Source organism: Pseudoalteromonas distincta (assembly GCF_000814675.1).
Lineage (GTDB): Bacteria > Pseudomonadota > Gammaproteobacteria > Enterobacterales > Alteromonadaceae > Pseudoalteromonas > Pseudoalteromonas distincta.
This window is the reverse complement of record NZ_JWIG01000001.1, coordinates 544,030-562,668: the sequence shown is the minus strand read 5'-3', so window position 1 is coordinate 562,668 and position 18,639 is coordinate 544,030. Positions and strand designations below refer to the sequence as shown.

General features: G+C 38.7%; 19 protein-coding genes. 9 read left to right on the top strand and 10 right to left on the bottom strand.

The window, feature by feature from the left end; all coding sequences use genetic code 11:
- Position 1: 1 nt before the first annotated feature.
- The 4 genes from QT16_RS02465 (at position 2) to lpxC (ending at position 4,300) form a co-directional block, all read left to right on the top strand.
- The gene (locus QT16_RS02465; RefSeq protein WP_039485315.1) at positions 2-787 is read left to right on the top strand and encodes a cell division protein FtsQ/DivIB; all 786 of its coding nucleotides are present in this window, start codon (positions 2-4) and stop codon (positions 785-787) included.
- Complete coding sequence (ftsA, locus tag QT16_RS02460; protein WP_007582937.1) at positions 784-2,016, top strand: cell division protein FtsA; 1,233 nt, start codon at positions 784-786, stop codon at positions 2,014-2,016. Before QT16_RS02465 ends, ftsA begins: the two co-directional genes overlap by 4 nt.
- Positions 2,017-2,037: 21 nt before the next feature.
- Positions 2,038-3,282: a cell division protein FtsZ gene (ftsZ, locus tag QT16_RS02455; protein ID WP_002957998.1), complete on the top strand. Its 1,245-nt coding sequence runs from the start codon at positions 2,038-2,040 to the stop codon at positions 3,280-3,282.
- A gap of 106 nt (positions 3,283-3,388) precedes the next feature.
- Positions 3,389-4,300: a UDP-3-O-acyl-N-acetylglucosamine deacetylase gene (gene lpxC, locus QT16_RS02450; RefSeq protein WP_002957999.1), complete on the top strand. Its 912-nt coding sequence runs from the start codon at positions 3,389-3,391 to the stop codon at positions 4,298-4,300.
- A gap of 80 nt (positions 4,301-4,380) precedes the next feature.
- Here lpxC and yjjG read toward each other — a convergent pair whose 3' ends face one another.
- From yjjG to QT16_RS02435, 3 genes are all read right to left on the bottom strand, one after another.
- Complete coding sequence (gene yjjG, locus QT16_RS02445) at positions 4,381-5,055, bottom strand: pyrimidine 5'-nucleotidase (RefSeq protein ID WP_039485309.1); 675 nt, start codon at positions 5,053-5,055, stop codon at positions 4,381-4,383.
- Positions 5,056-5,068: 13 nt separating this feature from the next.
- Positions 5,069-5,614 (bottom strand): inosine/xanthosine triphosphatase, encoded by a 546-nt coding sequence (yjjX, locus tag QT16_RS02440; protein ID WP_100218333.1) that lies wholly within the window; start codon positions 5,612-5,614, stop codon positions 5,069-5,071.
- 63 nt (positions 5,615-5,677) lie between these two features.
- Positions 5,678-6,577 (bottom strand): phosphoribulokinase, encoded by a 900-nt coding sequence (locus QT16_RS02435; RefSeq protein ID WP_002958002.1) that lies wholly within the window; start codon positions 6,575-6,577, stop codon positions 5,678-5,680.
- A 157-nt stretch (positions 6,578-6,734) separates the two neighbouring features.
- Between QT16_RS02435 and QT16_RS02430 the strand changes: the two genes are divergently transcribed.
- Together QT16_RS02430 and QT16_RS02425 are read left to right on the top strand one after the other, a co-directional pair.
- Positions 6,735-7,610, top strand: a complete 876-nt coding sequence (locus QT16_RS02430) for a TolB-like translocation protein (protein WP_039485307.1) — start codon at positions 6,735-6,737, stop codon at positions 7,608-7,610.
- 75 nt (positions 7,611-7,685) lie between these two features.
- Positions 7,686-8,051, top strand: a complete 366-nt coding sequence (locus tag QT16_RS02425; protein WP_007376965.1) for a hypothetical protein — start codon at positions 7,686-7,688, stop codon at positions 8,049-8,051.
- Between the two features lie 94 nt (positions 8,052-8,145).
- Here the strand turns inward: QT16_RS02425 and QT16_RS02420 are convergent, their stop codons facing one another.
- The 6 genes from QT16_RS02420 to QT16_RS02395 form a co-directional block, all read right to left on the bottom strand.
- Complete coding sequence (locus QT16_RS02420; protein WP_039485304.1) at positions 8,146-10,719, bottom strand: M1 family metallopeptidase; 2,574 nt, start codon at positions 10,717-10,719, stop codon at positions 8,146-8,148.
- 148 nt (positions 10,720-10,867) lie between these two features.
- Positions 10,868-11,548 (bottom strand): site-specific integrase, encoded by a 681-nt coding sequence (locus QT16_RS02415; protein WP_002958006.1) that lies wholly within the window; start codon positions 11,546-11,548, stop codon positions 10,868-10,870.
- A 99-nt stretch (positions 11,549-11,647) separates the two neighbouring features.
- On the bottom strand, positions 11,648-11,998 hold the full coding sequence (locus QT16_RS02410; RefSeq protein WP_002958007.1) for a DUF2750 domain-containing protein: 351 nt from the start codon (positions 11,996-11,998) through the stop codon (positions 11,648-11,650).
- A gap of 17 nt (positions 11,999-12,015) precedes the next feature.
- Positions 12,016-12,594: a glutathione S-transferase family protein gene (locus tag QT16_RS02405; protein WP_039485301.1), complete on the bottom strand. Its 579-nt coding sequence runs from the start codon at positions 12,592-12,594 to the stop codon at positions 12,016-12,018.
- Between the two features lie 64 nt (positions 12,595-12,658).
- Positions 12,659-12,940, bottom strand: coding sequence for a peptidylprolyl isomerase (locus tag QT16_RS02400; RefSeq protein WP_002958009.1), 282 nt, complete (start codon positions 12,938-12,940; stop codon positions 12,659-12,661).
- Positions 12,941-13,026: 86 nt separating this feature from the next.
- Entirely contained in the window at positions 13,027-13,602 is a 576-nt protein-coding gene (locus tag QT16_RS02395) for a glutathione peroxidase (RefSeq protein ID WP_002958010.1), read from the bottom strand.
- Positions 13,603-13,683: 81 nt separating this feature from the next.
- Between QT16_RS02395 and QT16_RS02390 the strand changes: the two genes are divergently transcribed.
- From QT16_RS02390 to QT16_RS02380, 3 genes are all read left to right on the top strand, one after another.
- Positions 13,684-14,172: a GNAT family N-acetyltransferase gene (locus QT16_RS02390; RefSeq protein ID WP_039485299.1), complete on the top strand. Its 489-nt coding sequence runs from the start codon at positions 13,684-13,686 to the stop codon at positions 14,170-14,172.
- A 119-nt stretch (positions 14,173-14,291) separates the two neighbouring features.
- A complete protein-coding gene (locus tag QT16_RS02385; RefSeq protein ID WP_039485297.1) occupies positions 14,292-16,286 on the top strand; it encodes a hybrid sensor histidine kinase/response regulator in 1,995 nt (664 codons plus the stop codon).
- A gap of 54 nt (positions 16,287-16,340) precedes the next feature.
- On the top strand, positions 16,341-17,468 hold the full coding sequence (locus QT16_RS02380; RefSeq protein ID WP_002958014.1) for a response regulator: 1,128 nt from the start codon (positions 16,341-16,343) through the stop codon (positions 17,466-17,468).
- A 34-nt stretch (positions 17,469-17,502) separates the two neighbouring features.
- Here QT16_RS02380 and queG read toward each other — a convergent pair whose 3' ends face one another.
- Positions 17,503-18,636 (bottom strand): tRNA epoxyqueuosine(34) reductase QueG, encoded by a 1,134-nt coding sequence (gene queG / locus QT16_RS02375; protein WP_024594635.1) that lies wholly within the window; start codon positions 18,634-18,636, stop codon positions 17,503-17,505.
- Positions 18,637-18,639 lie beyond the last annotated feature (3 nt).

Genomic DNA, 18,639 nt, shown 5'->3' with positions numbered 1-18,639 from the left:
TATGCATCCCCTTTTAGAAAAAGCTCAACAACTAAAACAGCAACTTAACTTTAATTGGTCGCTGATTTTTGGAGTGAGTTTTTTTCTGGTTGTGGTTATAGGCTTAGTACAAGTAACCACCGGTGTATCTGATTGGTTAGTTGAAAATAAAGATGCTCAAATTAAGCACCTTACAGTGCAAGGGCATCCCAAATACACAGATGAAACGGCAATTATAAAAGCAATTAAAAAAGCCGATTTAAGTAGTTTTTTTGAACTTGATGTTAAGCACGTGCAGCAGCTAGTTCAAGACTTGCCTTGGGTTGCTACCGCTTCGGTACGTAAACAATGGCCTGATACTATACAGGTTTATGTAGTTGAACATGAAGTAGTTGCTCACTGGAATAGCGACTTGTTGCTCAACCAAAGTGGCCAAGCATTTCAAGCCAGCAGCGATAAGTTAGATGATAACTTACCACAGTTATATGGCCCAGAAGGTAGCGAAGAAGAGGCGTGGGTTGCTTTTAAGCAATTTGATGAAATGCTCAGAGTTAATGGTTTAACATTAACAAGTTTGGCATTATCGGAACGTTTTTCGTGGCAACTTTGGCTAGATAACGGGATTCGCTTAAATTTAGGGCGTAAAGATAAAGCCAAGCGTGTACAACGTTTTATAGACGTTTATCCACGAATGGAACAACGTGCAGATGCACAAGTAGATACAATCGATTTACGGTATGATACCGGCCTTGCAGTAAGCTTTAAGCCAATGCAAGAAGAACAATTACAAAATAAGAGTAAGGCATGACTAAGTCAGCAGAAAGAAACCTAGTAATAGGATTAGACGTTGGCACCTCGAAAGTGGTTGCCACGGTAGGTGAAATCACCGCAGATAACAAGCTCAGCATTGTTGGTGTGGGCAGCCAAGTATCTCATGGTATGGATAAAGGCGGCGTTAACGATTTAAACTTAGTGTCTGAGTCTATTCGACGAGCAATAGACGAGGCCGAGTTAATGGCTGATTGTCGTATAAGCTCTGTGTATTTGGGTATTTCTGGCAAACATATACAGTGTCAAAACGAAAGTGGCGTGGTGGCAATCAATAACACCGAAGTCACTGACGAAGACATTGAAAACGTAATACATATTGCGCGTTCTGTGCCTATTTCAGCAGAGCGTAAAATGCTGCATGCATTGCCACAAGAATACAGCATTGATATGCAAGAGGGCATTAAAAACCCACTAGGCATGAGCGGCGTTCGTATGGAAGCGCGTGCACATATCATTACGTGCTCAAACGACATGGCAAAAAATATCGAAAAATGTGTAGAACGCTGTGGTCTTGAAGTCGATCAACTTATCTTTACTGCACTTGCGTCATGTTATTCTGTACTAACAGATGACGAAAAAGAGCTAGGTGTTGCAGTACTTGATATTGGTGGCGGTACTATGGATATCACCATTTATATCAATGGCGCACTTCGTCACTCTGCCGTTATACCTGTAGCGGGTAACCAAGTTACTGGTGATATTGCAAAAATATTTCGCACACCTATATCACATGCAGAGTCACTCAAAGTACAATACGCATGTGCTAGTAGCCAAATGGCAAGTAGCGAAGACACAATTGAAGTACCAAGTGTAGGCGGGCGACCAGCAAGATTAATGTCGCGCCATACATTATCTGAGGTGGTAGAGCCTCGTTTTAGAGAATTATTTGAGCTTGCGATGGAAGAAATTCGTCGTTCAGGCTTAGAAGACCAAATTGCGGCAGGTCTCGTTATAACAGGCGGAACTGCTAAAATGACTGGCGCGATGGAAGTGGCAGAAGACATCTTCCAAATGCCAGTAAGAATAGGCAAACCAATCGGGATGGTTGGTTTGACAGACTATGTAGATGATCCTTCGTACGCAACCGCTGTTGGTTTGTTACAATACGGGCGTACCATGCAATCGATGAATGCACAAAAGTCGAAAGCAGAGGATAACAATAATTGGTGGAACCGCATTACTAAATGGTTCCAAGGCGAGTTTTAAGACTCAAGTCGGAGAGTAAACATGTTTGATATAATGGAACAACACAGCGAAGAAGCTGTAATAAAAGTAATCGGCGTGGGCGGTGGTGGCGGTAACGCTGTTGAGCACATGGTAAAACAACAAATAGAAGGCGTGCGTTTTATAGCCGCTAATACGGATGCGCAAGCATTACGTAACTCTGCTGCCGATATCACAGTTCAACTAGGCACGCAAATAACCTCTGGGTTGGGTGCGGGCGCAAACCCTGAAGTAGGCCGTAAGTCGGCTGAAGAAGATGCAGATACAATTCGTGCCAGCCTTGAAGGCGCCGATATGGTATTTATTGCAGCCGGTATGGGCGGTGGTACAGGTACTGGTGCAGCACCGGTAGTTGCTAAAATTGCAAAAGAACTCGGTATTTTAACTGTTGCAGTTGTAACACGTCCTTTTGATTTTGAAGGTAAAAAACGTGCAGCCGCCGCTGAACAAGGCATTAATGAATTGTCAGAAATTGTAGACTCACTTATTACAATTCCTAACAATAAATTGCTTAAAGTTTTAGGGAAAGGGACTACACTTCTAGATGCCTTCGCTAAAGCTAATGACGTATTATTTGGTGCGGTACAAGGTATAGCAGAGCTAATTACACGTTCTGGTTTAATTAACGTGGATTTCGCCGATGTTAGAACTGTAATGTCTGCAATGGGTACTGCAATGATGGGAACGGCGTCTGCGTCAGGTCCTGATCGTGCACAAGAAGCTGCAGAAGCTGCTATCTCAAGCCCACTACTAGAAGACGTTGATTTAACAGGTGCTAAAGGTATCTTAGTTAATATTACCGCTGGTATGGACATTGCGATTGAAGAATTTGAAATTGTTGGTAATCACGTTAAAGCACTTGCGTCAGAAAACGCAACGGTTGTTGTTGGTGCGGTAATCGACCCAGAAATGACTGATGAGCTACGTGTAACGGTTGTTGCAACTGGTTTAGGCGGCGATCGTCGTCCACAGTTTGGTATTGTTGATAACGGCTTTAAAAAAGCATCAGGTTCTGATGTTGCAAGCACATCAAACCAAACGAGCAGTATGTACGTACCAAGCTTTGCAAGCCAAGATACAAACACTGAAGAAAATACGACTAAAGAGCAAGCGCAAAGCAAAGAAAAAGCGCCTTCAACGAGTTCAAGTAGTTCAAGTTCTTCAGCGCAAAATAGTAAAAAAGCAGATAAATCAGAAGGTGGTGATTATTTTGATATTCCCGCTTTTTTACGTAAGCAGGCAGATTAACATTTAATAATACTTTTGTTTGAAATATGTACAAATATTGAAAGGCAAAAGGATTTATGTTAAACTCCACCGTCTAACTGTAACTGATTTAAAAGTGAGCATACCTATGATTAAACAGCGTACGATTGCACAAGTAGTCAAAGCCATAGGAATTGGACTTCATAAAGGTGAGAAGGTCACAATAACTCTCCGACCTGCGAGCGCAAATACTGGGATTGTATTTCGTCGTGTCGACCTTGATCCGGTTGTTGATTTTGAAACAACACCTGAAGCCGTTGGTGATACGCAGTTGTGTACCTGTTTAATTAACAAAGATGGTGTTCGCTTATCAACTACTGAGCATCTTATTGCCGCCGTGGCTGCAATGGGCATTGATAATCTAATTGTAGAATTGGACAGCTCAGAAGTGCCGATTATGGATGGTAGTGCATTACCATTCATATATCTGTTACAAAAAGGCGGAATTGAAGAACAAAACGTTGCTAAACGCTTTATCCGTATTAAAGAAAAAGTACGCATTGAAGAAGATGGTAAGTGGGCTGAAGTTGAACCATATGATGGTTTTCATATCGACTTTGAGATTGCATTTAACCACCCAGCTATCAATGAAAGTCGCCAACGTATTGGGTTGGATATAACAACGCAAAGCTTTATTGAAGAAATTAGCCGTGCGCGTACTTTTGGATTTATGAAAGATATTGAATACATGCATGCAAACAACCTAGCGCTAGGTGGTAGCATGGATAGTGCTGTGGTACTTGATGAATTCAAAGTTTTAAATCCTAATGGCTTACGTTATAGCGATGAGTTTGTTAAGCACAAGATATTAGACTGTGTTGGTGACATGTTTATGACAGGTCATAATCTTTTAGGTAAAGTAACAGCATTTAAATCGGGTCATGATTTAAATAATAAATTACTACGTAAAATTATGGCTACAGAGTCAGCATGGGAGTGGGCAACATTTGAAACGCCTGTGACGATGCCTGCACCCGGTCTTGAGTTAGCTCCAGCCTAAAAGCAGTAAAAGAACAGCTCACAAACAGTTATAAAAAATGACGCTAATTAGCGTCATTTTTTTGCGTAAAATTTACTCTATTATAACTCTAAAAGAGCTTGTAACTGATTTAAATGAGTTACTGTATAGGTTGGCTTTATTCCTTCGGCTAATTGCTCACCAGGGTGTTGTAACCAGCAAGTATCAATACCTGCATTGTTGCCGCCAAGTATGTCGCTTGCAGCAGTATCACCCACCATAAGTATCTCGCTTTTATCTGGGTTACCCATTAGCTCAAATGTGTGCTCAAAAATCGCTTTATTTGGTTTTGCTATACCCACAAGTTCAGATATTACTAACCATTCAAACATATCTTTTAAGCCAGTATGCTCAAGGCGTACGGTTTGTAAGCGGGCAAATCCGTTAGTAATAATACCTAATCGAGCATTTGGCTTAAGTTTATTTAAAAGCTCAATAGCACCAGGTAATGGCTCGCAAATTTGCGCCATAGCATCTAAAAAAGCATCGTTTAGCTCTTTTGCGGGCACATTAAGTTTTGAAGCCCACTCATTAAAGCGTGTTACTTGTAAGTAATCTGCGCTAATAGTGCCATTTTGATAATCAACCCACAGCTGCTTATTGGTTTTTTGATAATGAACATAATCGTCTTGGCTAAAATCTACGTTGTAAGCTTTAAACATGCGAGTCATGCCCGCTAAAATATCAAACCTAAATAAGGTTTCGTCTGCATCAAACAATACATAGTTGTATTTCATTAAACTTCCTAAATTAATTTGTTTGGCTGTAGAGATCTACGTGTAGAAAGGGCGCCATGGCTAAAGTGAGTGCTTGTGTGTAGGTGCTTTCGCGCGTGGCGTGATTGTTTGTAAGTAACCCAATAGCGCCCCCTTTTTGTTTAACGTTGGTGGTATTAAATGCTTTGTCCATTACATCGCCAAGCTCTTCGCCATTAAGTAATGCGTTATAAAGCACTTGAGGCAAGGGGAGGTTGCTGCTGCGCCCTACAACCTGATTTAAGGCATTATCAATAACTACGTAAGCAAAGGTTGCTGCACCATAGCTAAATTGCTCTGCACCGCCTTCCATTGCCACGTAGTAGTGAGCTTGGTAATGCTCTTTGCAATAATTAACACGGTTTTGTGCGCCAACACGTGTTTCTTCTTCGCCAATAGGTTGATCTGGCACATTGGATGGAGCATCAACACCTTGGCAATCAATTTCATGTTCAGGGAAATACATTGCAAAAATATGTTTAGCAGCGTTAATTTTTACAGGGTTTTTAGAACCCACAATAATTTTTAATGAGTACAACACAATGTCCCTTATTGTTACTAAAATCAGCAGTGTACGTGAGAGAGCTCAATCTTAGAAGAGGAGTTAAATAGGTATATCCAAAGGTGCTAAGTTTTCCAGTGCACGCTTTTTCAAAATAATATCTTTAATAAGTGGAGTAAGAACCAGCTCCATAGCTAAGCCCATTTTGCCCCCTGGTACTACAAGCGTATTAATACGAGACATAAAACTGCCTTCGATCATCCGTAAATAATAAGGAAAATCAACATCATCAATACCCCTAAAGCGAATAACTACAAAGCTTTCATCAAGAGATGGAATATCTTTGGCGCTAAATGGGTTTGATGTATCAACGGTCGGCACGCGTTGAAAATTAATATGGGTACGAGAAAACTGCGGGGTAATATGATTTATATAGTCATCCATACTGCGCACAATAGAGCCCATAACCGCTTCGCGAGAATGGCCTCGTTCGGATGTATCGCGTATTAATTTTTGAATCCACTCAAGGTTAATAATTGGAACCATGCCTATTAATAAATCGACATGCTTTGCAACGTCTACATCTTGATCAACTACACCACCGTGTAACCCTTCATAAAACAAAATGTCAGTATTATGGTCAAGATCTTGCCAAGGTGTAAATGTACCAGGTAATTGATTGTACGGAACGGCTTCATCAAAGGTATGTAAGTAGCGGCGTAACTTTCCTTGACCTGTTTCGCTATAGTTTTCAAACAGCGTTTTTAAAGCGCCAAAGTCATTGGCCTCTCGGCCAAAGTAGCTAATATGTTTACCTTCTTGTTGTGCTTCTCGAACTTTTTTATCCATTTCGGGGCGAGTGTAACGATGAAAGCTATCTCCTTCGACAAAAGCCGCTTGAATATTAAGGCTACGGAAAATATGTTTAATTGCATTCGTTGTGGTGGTTGTACCCGCACCAGATGAACCCGTAATCGCAATAATAGGATTTTTAGCTGACATGTTAATTCTCTTTTTTAGGACCAGGTTTTATAACCAGACTAAACTTAACATTATTTTAAGTCGTTTGGGTATCTTAAGAGTTGACTGACTTAGCTCAAGTGACGCCATCAGCAAATAACGTTATCATGAGGTGCTTAAAATTAAAACGAGAGAAAGCATGAAACTTATTAAACCATTACTTGGATTATTTTCTATAGCAGCGCTGAGCCCAATAGTGGTGCAGGCTAGCATGCCAAAAAGCCAAGTATTACTTGCTGATTTAAATACACCTTTCGGGGTACAAGTTAGTATAGTGAGCGATAAAAATAGTTATAACAACCAACCGCACTTAACAAGTACAGGTTTATACTTTACTCATGAAGTAATTAATAAGGGGCAAAGCCAAACTGATATTGCTTATTATGATTTCACGTCAAAAAAAGTTACCAATATAACTAACTCTCCTGTAAGCGAATATTCACCAACGGTTATGCCAAGTGGTGATGCGATATCAGCGATTGTTGTAGAAGCTGACGGTAAGCAAAAATTGTGGCAATACCCACTCAAAAATCAAGATGCGCCAAGTCGTATTTTTGATTGGATTGAACCTGTTGGATACCATGCATGGGGTGTCCAAAATGATTTAGTGATGTTTATTTTAGGAAAGCCTCACACTCTTCAATATACTTCTGTTGCACAAGCGAAGGGGGAAATAGCTGCCAGTAATATTGGCCGAACGCTTATTTATAACAACTCAATGGCTGCATTTTTATTTAGTTACACTAAAAACGAGCAACACATTTTAGCGAGTTTTAATCCACAAGATAAACAAGTTGAAGACCTATTAAGGTTACCGGCTCAAGTTCAAGATTTTATTTTAAAAGATAATACGACCATTGCTTATGCTATTAAAAACCGCGTTTATCAGCGTAAACTTGATGGAAGTGATGAAGTATCGCAATGGCTTAATTTAAGCACCTACTGCGAAACAAATATAACAAGAATGAGTTACAACAATGAAAAACTCGCTTTTGTATGTGATATAACAAAGTAAAGCAGGCAAATAAATTCAGATTTTATTGTGTGTATGCGTTAATCTAATACGCAAATTAACTAATAGGGATTACACGTGGCTTATAGTGCAGACGAGCTGACAGAACAGCTCATTAAATTACAGTGCAGAAGTAATTTTAAGATTAAAAATATTGCAGAGTACATGTTAGTAAACTCTAAAGAAGCATTTTATACCCACAGCGAAAGCGGCAAGGGTAAAATAGTAATTCGCCCAGCATTTGAAGTATTTAGCGATGATTTTAATGATATTGATGGCGTAACACGTGCGCAAGGGTACTTCCATAGCAGTGAGATGACACGCTTTCCTACGCGCATTTTTAAAAGCGCCCAACCTATTCACTATGGTGTAGCGTTTAAAATAAATTCTGAGCAAGCAGCCAAAGATTTTATAGCCAAGCTAACTATGATTATCGGTAATTAATAAAGCAAAAATATAAACGTAAACATAAACGTAAAAAGCCGCTGAATTTATATTCAGCGGCTTTTGTATTTTTATAGCTCAATAAACCTAATAATTACTTACTTTTTAAAAAGCTATTAACCGATTCAAGTTCACGTGTTTTAAGCGCGATACAATCATTTGTGCTTTCTTCAAGCTTACTTAGTGTACGAGCGTAACCAGCTACATCAGCTACTTTTTCGTTAAAGAAGGTTTTTGTTGTCGCTAAGCTTTCTGCATCACAGCTTGCAGTTGTAAAGTACGGCAAGTTAGGTATAAAGAACGGCGGTAAACTTGCTGTTACTTTATCGTAGTTACTGTAAACCCAATCAATAAATAATGCTTGGCGCTCATCTGTGTAACTTTGACCTGACAAAATAGTACGCATGTCAGATGCCGTTACTTCATCCGTTAAGCTATAAGCTAATACTGCTTTTTGTAACTCAGGTTTACCAAAAAAGCCCATAGCTGCAAGCATGTTTGTGCGTACTTGCGGATCTTTAGTCGTTTTGAACGTTGTCATGAATTGATCAAGCAGTGCTTTATCACCATGAAAAGCAGCAAGAGTTAAGTACGTACCCGCTAAGTATGGGTCTACTTTTTGTGGATCATTTAAATAAACTTGCGTTTGTTCTTTGGCTTTATTGATGACGTTTTGATCTTCACCATCAAAACCTAAGCGTGATACAACGGCTGCACGAAGTTGTGCAATAGCTCCGTCTTCACCCGCTTTTGCTTCTAAACCATATTTTTTAGCAGCAGGCGTTACTGCACCGCGAATAAATTCAGGCCATAGGTCTTTATTGCTATCGTCTTTAAAAGTGCGCTGTTGCGATACTAAGTAACCTAGTGCAGTATTTGCTACGCGAGGGTGGCTATCGCTTACGAACACTTCAAGTGTTTGCATTAACTTAGCAGCAGATATAACACCAGCATCAAGTAGCGCATCAGTAGCCGATAGTAACGCTAAGCGTTCACGGTCACTCAGTACGCTTGGCGCCTTTTTAATAAGCGCGCTAAATTGTGCATCATCCATTACCCAGCGGTAGTAGCCTAATGCACCTTGGTCAGGATAAATCCACTCTGGTTCAAAGTCTAAATCTAGTGTTTGGCTTTGTTTATTAAGTAATACGTTTGCTGTTTTTACTTTATCGCCAGCACCATATTTAATTGCAACTGGTACATTCCATAACTGCTCTGGCGCATCAACGCCTGCGTTTACAAAGCGGCTTTGTGAAATAGTTACTTTGCTACCTTGTTGAGTTACTTTAACTAGTGGGAAAGAAGATTGCTCAATAAACGATTTTAAAACACTCGCTACGTCTTTATTTGACGCTTTACCAAGTGCTTCCCATAAGTCGGCTGCTTCAGCATTTTTATATGAAAACTCTTTTAAGTAGCTTTGAATACCTTTTTGAAATGCATCTTCGCCAATCCAGTTTTCAACCATAGCAAGTACTGAACTCCCTTTACTGTAAGCAAGACCTAAACCGTCCATAATGTCGGCTTCGGTTTTAATTGGCTTACGAATAGGCTTGGTGCTTAGACGTGCATCAAGTGCCATTACGTTGTTTTGTGGCAGGTCTAAGTGCGATTCAAACTCAGGGTTAAGCTGCTTAGTAATTTTTGCAGCCATCCAGCTAGCAAACGCTTCGTTTAACCATAAGTCGTTCCACCATTTCATAGTTACTAAGTTACCGTACCATTGGTGAGCAAGTTCATGAGCAATAATTGATACATTACGCTGTTTTTTACTGCGTGTTGCTGCAGCTAAATCAACTAATAAAATATCTTCTCGGTAGGTTACTAAGCCTGAGTTTTCCATTGCGCCAAATGGAAACTCTGGTACCGCTACTGAGTCTAATTTTTTGTAAACGTAAGGAATACCAAAATACGCTTCAAGTGCGCCCAGTACTTTTGGCATGTTTTCTTTTGCGTATTGGGCTAAGTGAATTTTACCTTGAGGGGTAATTACACGACCAGGAATTGGCATGCCTTTAATATCTAACTCTTCAAATGGGCCAACAGCCATTGCGACTAAGTATGAAGGAATTGGCGGCGTTTTATCAAAGTAGTGTGTGGTCATATCGCCATCAACAGTTGCTTTAAGCTCAGGCGTATTTGAATATACTTTTTGTGATGTAGGTGCAGTAATCGTTAACTGAAATGGAATTTTGTAACTTGGCTCATCAAAAACAGGAAATGCACGGCGTGCATCACTCATTTCAAATTGAGTAAATAAGTAAGGTGTTCCTTGGTCTAACGTTTTGTATAAACCAACACTTTGACGGTTATATGGCGCTGAAAAATCAACTTTAAGGGTGTATTTACCTGGTTGGATTTGCTCATCACAGCTAAATTTAACTTTACCTGTTTTAAGCATTTCGTTGTTTAAGTCACAGTTTTCGTCGCCAAGCAGTTGCGCCATTTTAACAGCGTAAGCTACGCCATTTAATTCAATGTATTTTGTTGGTTTTAGTACTTCTAGGGAAATCTCAGTCATCCCTGTGAATGTATCTTGGCTCGGATCGAGTGTTAACGATACCTGTTGAGAACTTGGTTTTGCGAGTTTTTCAATTACGAATTCGTTAGCGTTTGCAGCACCCATTGCCAAAGCAACGCTCACTGTTAAGAGGCTTTTAAGAAACATAGTGATCCCTAGATTGTTGTTGTTAGAAACTACCCTAAATAGGCTTTTTTATGCTCATATTATTAGGGGGTTAGATATCCTAACAGTTTTTTTAAATAGAGTAATTGATTATAACGGTGACTTTAAGGGGAAATAGTAACAAAGTTTGTCAGTGGCTTTCGCGTGTTATAAAACGCTGCCAATGCAGGTGTGAGTTAATAATACGTATTTTTTGGATCACGTTATTTAATAAAAGCACGTCCTTAAATTCATTATGTGGGTATTCGTTAAATCCCATGAGGTAATTAAAGGCGTCTTTAGAGTTGGCTTGCAGAGCATGTATACGCACTTGTTGTTCAAAGTTAAGACGAAGGCTGCTTACGGCTGTTTTCATACCGAGTTGATCAACGTTTGGTATATCACACTTTTGTAAATAGCCGGCTCGCTCACCTTCACCTGAAAACCAAATACGGACTTTTTCACTGTATCTGCCAGTTTTAGCGGGTAAGTCGAACATTAATCGTTGTTGATTTTGTGATTTTATGAATGCTAAATATTCATTAAACCCGGCATCTATAAGTGCCTGATGCACAGGAACTAAGCGAGGTTTTATCTTACCGTGAGTATGAAAATTAAAACATAAGACATCTTTTTCAAGAGACAGATCATCAAGCGTTAGATAGCCAATTTCATCGCTATATGCACCACTGTAATATGCAATTAGAGGAAGCCAAAAATGCCAGTGTTTTGGTTGCTCACGTGCAACTTTAAAATCACCGTATATATATCCATTATAAAGAGTGTGCAGTTCCATGGCTGAAAAGGGCCGGCGACCAAGATGGGTTTTCAACGTAATACCTTGAAAATAATGATGTGTTTTATTTTATACCCAACTAGCAGTAGATGCTAGTCGGGTTTTATCCGCTCTTAAAATAAAGCGTATAAAGTATTATTCACTTAATGCGCGAGCTAAACCAGTAGGTTCAATCTCTGTACATACTTGGTCATCATTCCAGTTAATGCCAACAAGTGCGTTATCTTCATTTAAATCTTCAACCCATGCATCTAAAAATTCATCAAGATTTATTTCTACAGGGCTGTAGTCTTTCCACTCTTCTTTACATTGCGCTTTAGCTGCTTCTTCACTTTCCCAAAGCAGTAGTACGTCAGTTTCGTCAAATTGGTTAGAATCGCACACTACAAAGCCATTATCTTCTGCACCAAGTGCCCAAATTACTTCGCTAACACGTACTTTTTCTACAAAGTTAACTAGTTGTGATTCAATTTCGATATCGCTCATGTGTTTACCTTTTTAAATTAGTGACGAGGATTAGTATCTATTGCTGCTTGACGCTTGCCATATTGCTTATGAAAAGCAACAAGCTCTGAATACTGACTAAAGTCAGTTAATTCACGAAAGCAAATCCAATCAAGCAGGCAGTATAAACTGATGTTGAGGTATTCACAGCTTTTAAATTCTTCATCGCTTAAATGGGTATTTAAAAAGCTTAATGTTTGTTCAATTCGTTCATTTTGCAAATTAAAAAAGAGTTTATCGCTTTTGGTGTCAAATCCAGAGCGTTCACATAGCAGCATTTCTACTAGCGAATCGTTACAGGCATTTATAGTCGTAAGTAAGTGCTCTTGTGGCCAAGTTAGTTTTGGTTGACCTGTTTTTTCAAGTAAATAGCGCAATATAGAATTAGAGTCACTAAGTGTTAAGTTGCCATCTACCAGAATGGGAATCTTTCGAGCTGGATTTTTACTGGCCATAGTAGGGCGATCTTGCTCAGAAAATATATCAAGACTCACAAGCTCTAGTTTACAGTTGTTTTGTTGTGCCCAAATTCTAATTCGGCGCACGTAAGGTGAAGGTACAGAACCAATTAATTGCATAATTACTCCATAAAAAAGCCGCATAAGCGGCTTTTATAAAACGTTACTTACGATACAGTTAAATTTATTCTGAACGGCTAGTAACTTCAAGTAAATGATAACCAAATTGAGTTTGCACAGGGCCTTGTACTTGGTTAATTGGAGCTGAAAACACAACTTTATCAAACTCTGGAACCATCATACCAGGACCAAACTCACCAAGAGCACCGCCATCTTGACCTGATGGGCAGTTTGAATGCGCTTTGGCTAATTCAGCAAAGTCTTCGCCTTGCTCAATTTTTGTTTTTAAGTCTAAGCATTGTGCTTCACTGTCTACAAGTATATGTCGTGCGCTTGCTACTGTCATAAAATCTCCCGAGTATAGTGTGGTGTTTTTTTAACCGAATTAAAATATCATTCTAGTTAGTTTCAACTAATTGTACCAGTATAAACTTATTTATCAGAAAGCACAGTTTCAATTGCAGCAATCATTTGTTCTGAATCAGGTGCTGCTTTGCTGTTAAACCGTAAAACCGTCTCACGATCAGCAGACACTAAGTACTTATAAAAGTTCCAATTTGGAGAGCTAGTTTGCTCATTCAAATATTTAAAAATTGGATTCGCTTTACTACCACGCACTTCGCTTGTAGCAAACATAGGGAAGGTTACACCATAATTTACAAAGCATACTTTTGCAGTTTCTTTTTCACTATCCTCTTCTTGAAAAAAATCATCAGAAGGGAACCCTAATACGACTAAACCTTGTTCTTTGTATCGTTGATATAGCGCTTCAAGGCCTTTAAATTGGGGTGTAAAACCACAGTTGCTTGCCGTGTTTACTATTAATAAAGGCTTATTTTTAAATTGGCATAAATTAATAGATTCTTTTGAGCGAAGCTTTCGAATATCGACATTGGTAAAATCTTGACAGTCTTGGGTAGAGGTTTGGTTGATAGTTGATGATGTTTCAGCGTGGAGTGGGGCATTAATAAATAAAGCCATTAATCCTATTATAATTTTTTTTAGCATTACATTACCTAAACTTTTCAATTGTTTGATTGGATAATCATACGCTAATATGAAACAAATTGATCAACCTTTGAATGACCTATGACAACCCGTTTAGCAACTATTGATGATCTTAATGAAATTGTAGCCATTTATAACGAAACCATTGCAGGGCGAATGGTAACTGCAGATACCGAAGAAGTTACTGTTGACGAAAAGCGTGACTGGTTTAATAGCCATAACGATAAAAGGCCTATTTATGTTTACTGCGAAAATAACCAAGTACTTGCTTGGGTAAGTTATAAATCGTTTTATGGGCGTCCTGCTTACGATGGCACAGTAGAGATGAGCATTTACATTACCCGTAAAGCACAAGGTAAAGGGCTTGGTAAAAAGCTAATGATATTTGCTCAAACACAAGCTAAGCAATTAAATATTAAAGTATTGCTTGGTTTTATTTTTAGTCATAATTTACCCAGTGTTAAATTATTTAAGCATTTTGATTTTGAAATATGGGGCGAGCTGCCAAGCGTTGCCATAATGGATAACAAGCCCTACAGCCTGACTATTTTTGGAAAGCATCTTAAATAAACTGTTTTTTGAAAGCTTGTAATATTTTTTTACAAAATAACGATAGGGCTTTATGCCAATTAAATAAAAATAGACTACGCTATTAGGATATTAAGTTTATTAATTTGAAGTGTGGCTTGATGATTCGAAAAATATTAATTATTGATAGTAGTAGTGTCATCGCGATGCGTGTGAAAGTGCTTTTAGAATTAATAGGGTGTGAGGTCGAATTAATTCATTTCAGCATGCTAGACATGTATACCAATATAGGCGATTACGACTTAGTTGTTGTTGCCCATGGTGTGCCTGTTGATTCTATAAAACCGCTTGTAAGCGAAGTAGCGCAAGAGCGCTTTATGCTGCTTGCGCCAAAAGCACAAAGCGGTGAACAACTAACTGCGTTTAGCGAGCTAAATCATATTGCGCCTGACGCAACCGTGGTCTACCCATTTTTTTCTAATAAAGAAATTACTTCTCTTTTAGAGAGCCTATTAGAATTAGGCTCTAACCATATTTTGCAATTACCTACTATTTTACTCGTCGACCATGTTCCTGAACGTCTCGAAAAAATGAAAAATAGCTTAATCGGTGCTCATATCGAGACTCATACTGCAACAACCTCCGCAGAAGCTTTAGAAATTAGTAAAGAAAAGCAAATAGATATACTGATAAGCGATTTTGTTTTAGATGACGGAACAGGTTTAGGAATTTTTTCAAATTTAAAAGTAACCCAACCGCATTGTCGTTGTTTGTTATTTACCTCACGCCCTGATCAAGTTTCAATGATCGAAGCAATTCGTCAAGGCGTAGAAGATGTACTTATTAAACCTTTAAACGATAGCTCACTATTACAATCAATACATAAATTATGGCAAACAGAGTTATTAAAACGTCATAACGCAGAGCTTGTAGAAAGGCTACAAGATACGGTTGATGCCCTGATTGAAAAAGACAGCCTACTTCAGGTTATTTATAAACATACGCCCGATGCAATTATGTTATTTGAAAAGTGCGGTAGAGTGATAGAAGCTAATGATGCTTGCTTGAGACTATTTAACTTACCGTTTAATGAACTCGAAGGTAAATCAGTATTTGATTTTTTAGATGATGATTCAATTTTAGGTATTAAAGATAAGATTTCGACATTAAATAGTAATCGACAATTTAGCTGCGATTTACGTTTATCTAAAACAGCCGGAGGTTATATACCTTTAGTTGGCTCTTTTAATGAGATAGATCACCATGGCGAAATAGCACTTGCGGTCATATTTAAAAATGTAACCCATCTTAAACAAAAAGAGGATTTATTACTTGAAGCAAAAGATGTTCTTGAAGAGCAAGTAAGAGCGCGTACTTCACAACTCGAGCATGCTAAAAATGTGGCTGAGGCTGCAAACTTAAGTAAATCAGAATTTTTAGCAAACATGTCGCATGAACTTCGAACACCTATGCACTCTATTTTAAGCTTTTCGCGTTTTGGTTTAAGTAAATTAGAAGCTGGAGATTTTGCAAAAGAAAAACTCATTAAGTATTTATCGCGAATAGAGAGTAGTGGTGAGCGTTTACTGTCGTTACTAAATAATTTACTCGACCTATCTAAGCTAGATGTAGGTAAGTTTCCATTTAACCCTCGTCCCTATAATTTAGCGAATATTATTAAAACAAGTATTGACGATGTGTCTGGTACGGCAATGGAAAAAGAAATTGAGGTTATATTTACCGCACAGCCATTACCTGTAATTGCACAATGTGATGAAGAGCAAATAAACCAGTTACTTCGAAACGTACTAGGTAACGCACTTAAATTTAGCGAACCTAAAAGTAAAATACGGGTAAATTTAGAGTCAGATAATAAGCTTGCTACTATAGAGGTTACCGATAATGGGGTCGGTATACCAGAAGATGAGTTGGAGCATATTTTTACTAAGTTTGTGCAAAGCAGTAAAACAAATAGTGGTGCTGGTGGCACAGGGTTAGGCCTTGCATTGTGTAGAGAGTTTGTATCTTTACACCAAGGTGAAATCACTGCACGTAACAACGAAAATGGTGGTGCAACTATATCTATACAAGTGCCATTAGAAATAAACTTAGACGAGCATTTAGCTGAAGATCAGTTAATACAACACAGTAATTAATTGTTTTTTGGCATACCAAGTAACTTTTTAAAGAATTTGAATGGATGATAAATTATGGCCTTAACTAAAATACTTGCCGTTGATGACGAACCCTTTAACCTTGAAATTATTGAGGAAATTTTAGAGGAGCTTGATTTTGAATTACAAGTAGCAACAAGTGGTCCTGAGTGTTTAAACATGGTTGAAGGTTATATGCCTCAGGTTATATTACTCGACGTAAGTATGCCGCAAATGAACGGCTATGAAGTATGTAAAGCACTTAAAGCAAATCCAAATACCGCACACATTATTGTTATGTTTGTTTCTGCTCGCGGCACTGTTGAAGAACGCATGGAAGGCTATTCTGTTGGCGCAGAAGACTATATTGTAAAACCTTTTGGCCATGACGAACTTAAATCTAAGCTTAAAAATTTAAATCAAGTACTCGTTGAAAAGCAAAGCCTAGAAAAGCAAGTTGAAGATGCAACATCAACTGCATTTAATGCAATGGCCAATAGCAGTGAAATGGGGCAAATAGTTAACTACGTTGAAAACATTGGCTTTATTAACGATCCTCAAGAGTTAGGTAAAGCGCTTGTAGATTGCCTTCAGTCTTTTGATTTACAAAGCAATGTAGAATTTAGAGAAAATAATGAAATTAGCCACTTTGCACTAAACGGCGTGTGTTCACCTATTGTGGTGGAGCTATTTGAAATGCTGAAAAACAAAGGGCGCTTACATGAGTTTTCGCACCGAATTTTAGTTAACTATGAATTGATTAGCTTACTTATTTTAAATATGCCCGATCATGATCCTGATAAGCATGGCCGTATACGCGACCACGTATGTTTTATTGTCAGTGTTACCGAGCAGCAGCTACGCGCCATCATGACCAAGAAAATGCTTGAATCACAACGAGCGAAACTTAATGCTGTAGCAAGTACTGTTCATAGTAAGTTTCATAGCTTAATTAGCTTGTTGAATGAAAACCGTCAAAACAACGAAAAAGTGTTTAAACAGTTACAAGAAGAGCTCGAAGAACGTATCCCATCAATGGGACTGGATGAAGATCAGGAGGTGTTTATTTATAAAAAAGTAGATGAAACTATCCAAAACTCAGTAGCAAGAGAAGAGTCTGTTAAACAAGTCAAAGCAGCCTTTACAGAGATAGAACAAGATCTATCGTTACTTTTGAAAAACTAGTTACTTCGCAATATAAAGGTTTACTTAAGCGGTGCTATGCATCCCTTGGTAAGCCTTTTTCTACAATTCTAATTAACCTAGCTGTTTTACGAATTTGTAATCGTTGTTTATCGTTTTGCTGAGCAAGTGCCCATTCAATATGCTCTAAAACAAGTTCGCTGCATATTTGGCTTTTATCTTGTAAGGCATTAATAATAGCGGGACTAAACTCTGCATTACCTAAACCAACTGCTAAATTACGTAACCAACGTTCGTGGCCAATGCGACGAATAGGGCTGCCTTCGGTATTTTTTAAAAATGTAGGCTCATCCCAAGCAAACAGCTCAAGTAAATCTTTATCTTTTAATTGAGTGCGAGGATGAAAATCATTTTCGTCAGTTATTTGTCCATAACGATTCCAAGGACATACCAACTGGCAATCATCACAACCATAAACACGATTGCCTAATAAAGTTCGGTATTGCTCTGGTATTGGCCCTTGGTGTTCTATGGTTAAATACGATATACATTTACGTGCATCAACAACGTAGGGCTCTACAATTGCACCTGTTGGGCAAAGAGTAATACAAGCAACGCATTTACCGCAGCCTTCAAAGGTGTTTTCTGCATCAATTGGTAGAGGTAAATCAATAAATAGCTCGCCTAAAAAAAACCACGACCCAGCTTCTTGGTTAATTAATAAAGAATGCTTACCACGCCACCCTAAACCGGCTTTTTCGGCAAGTTGACGCTCAAGTACAGGGGCTGAATCTACAAAGGGTCTAAAGCCATACTCGCCAATTTCTTGCTCTATTTTTTGGCCGAGTTTTTTTAAACGATTACGCATTAATTTATGGTAATCACGACCTAATGCATAGCGGCTTATATATGCTTTTTCTTTATTTTTTAAGGTTTTTGCAAAGCCAGCATCGGGAGGCAGATAATTCATTTTTACGGATATAACACGCTGTGTACCAGGTACTAATTCAGCAGGGCGGGCGCGTTTCATACCGTGGGCAGCCATATAATCCATCGAGCCGTGGTAGCCTGCATCAAGCCAACGTTGCAATTGGGCTTCGTGCTTAGATAAGTCAATATCAGTAATGCCCACTTCGCTAAAGCCAAGCTCTTGCCCCCAGGTTTTTATTTGTAGGGCTAATTTTTCATAGTCTGGGGTAGGGTTGCTCACACG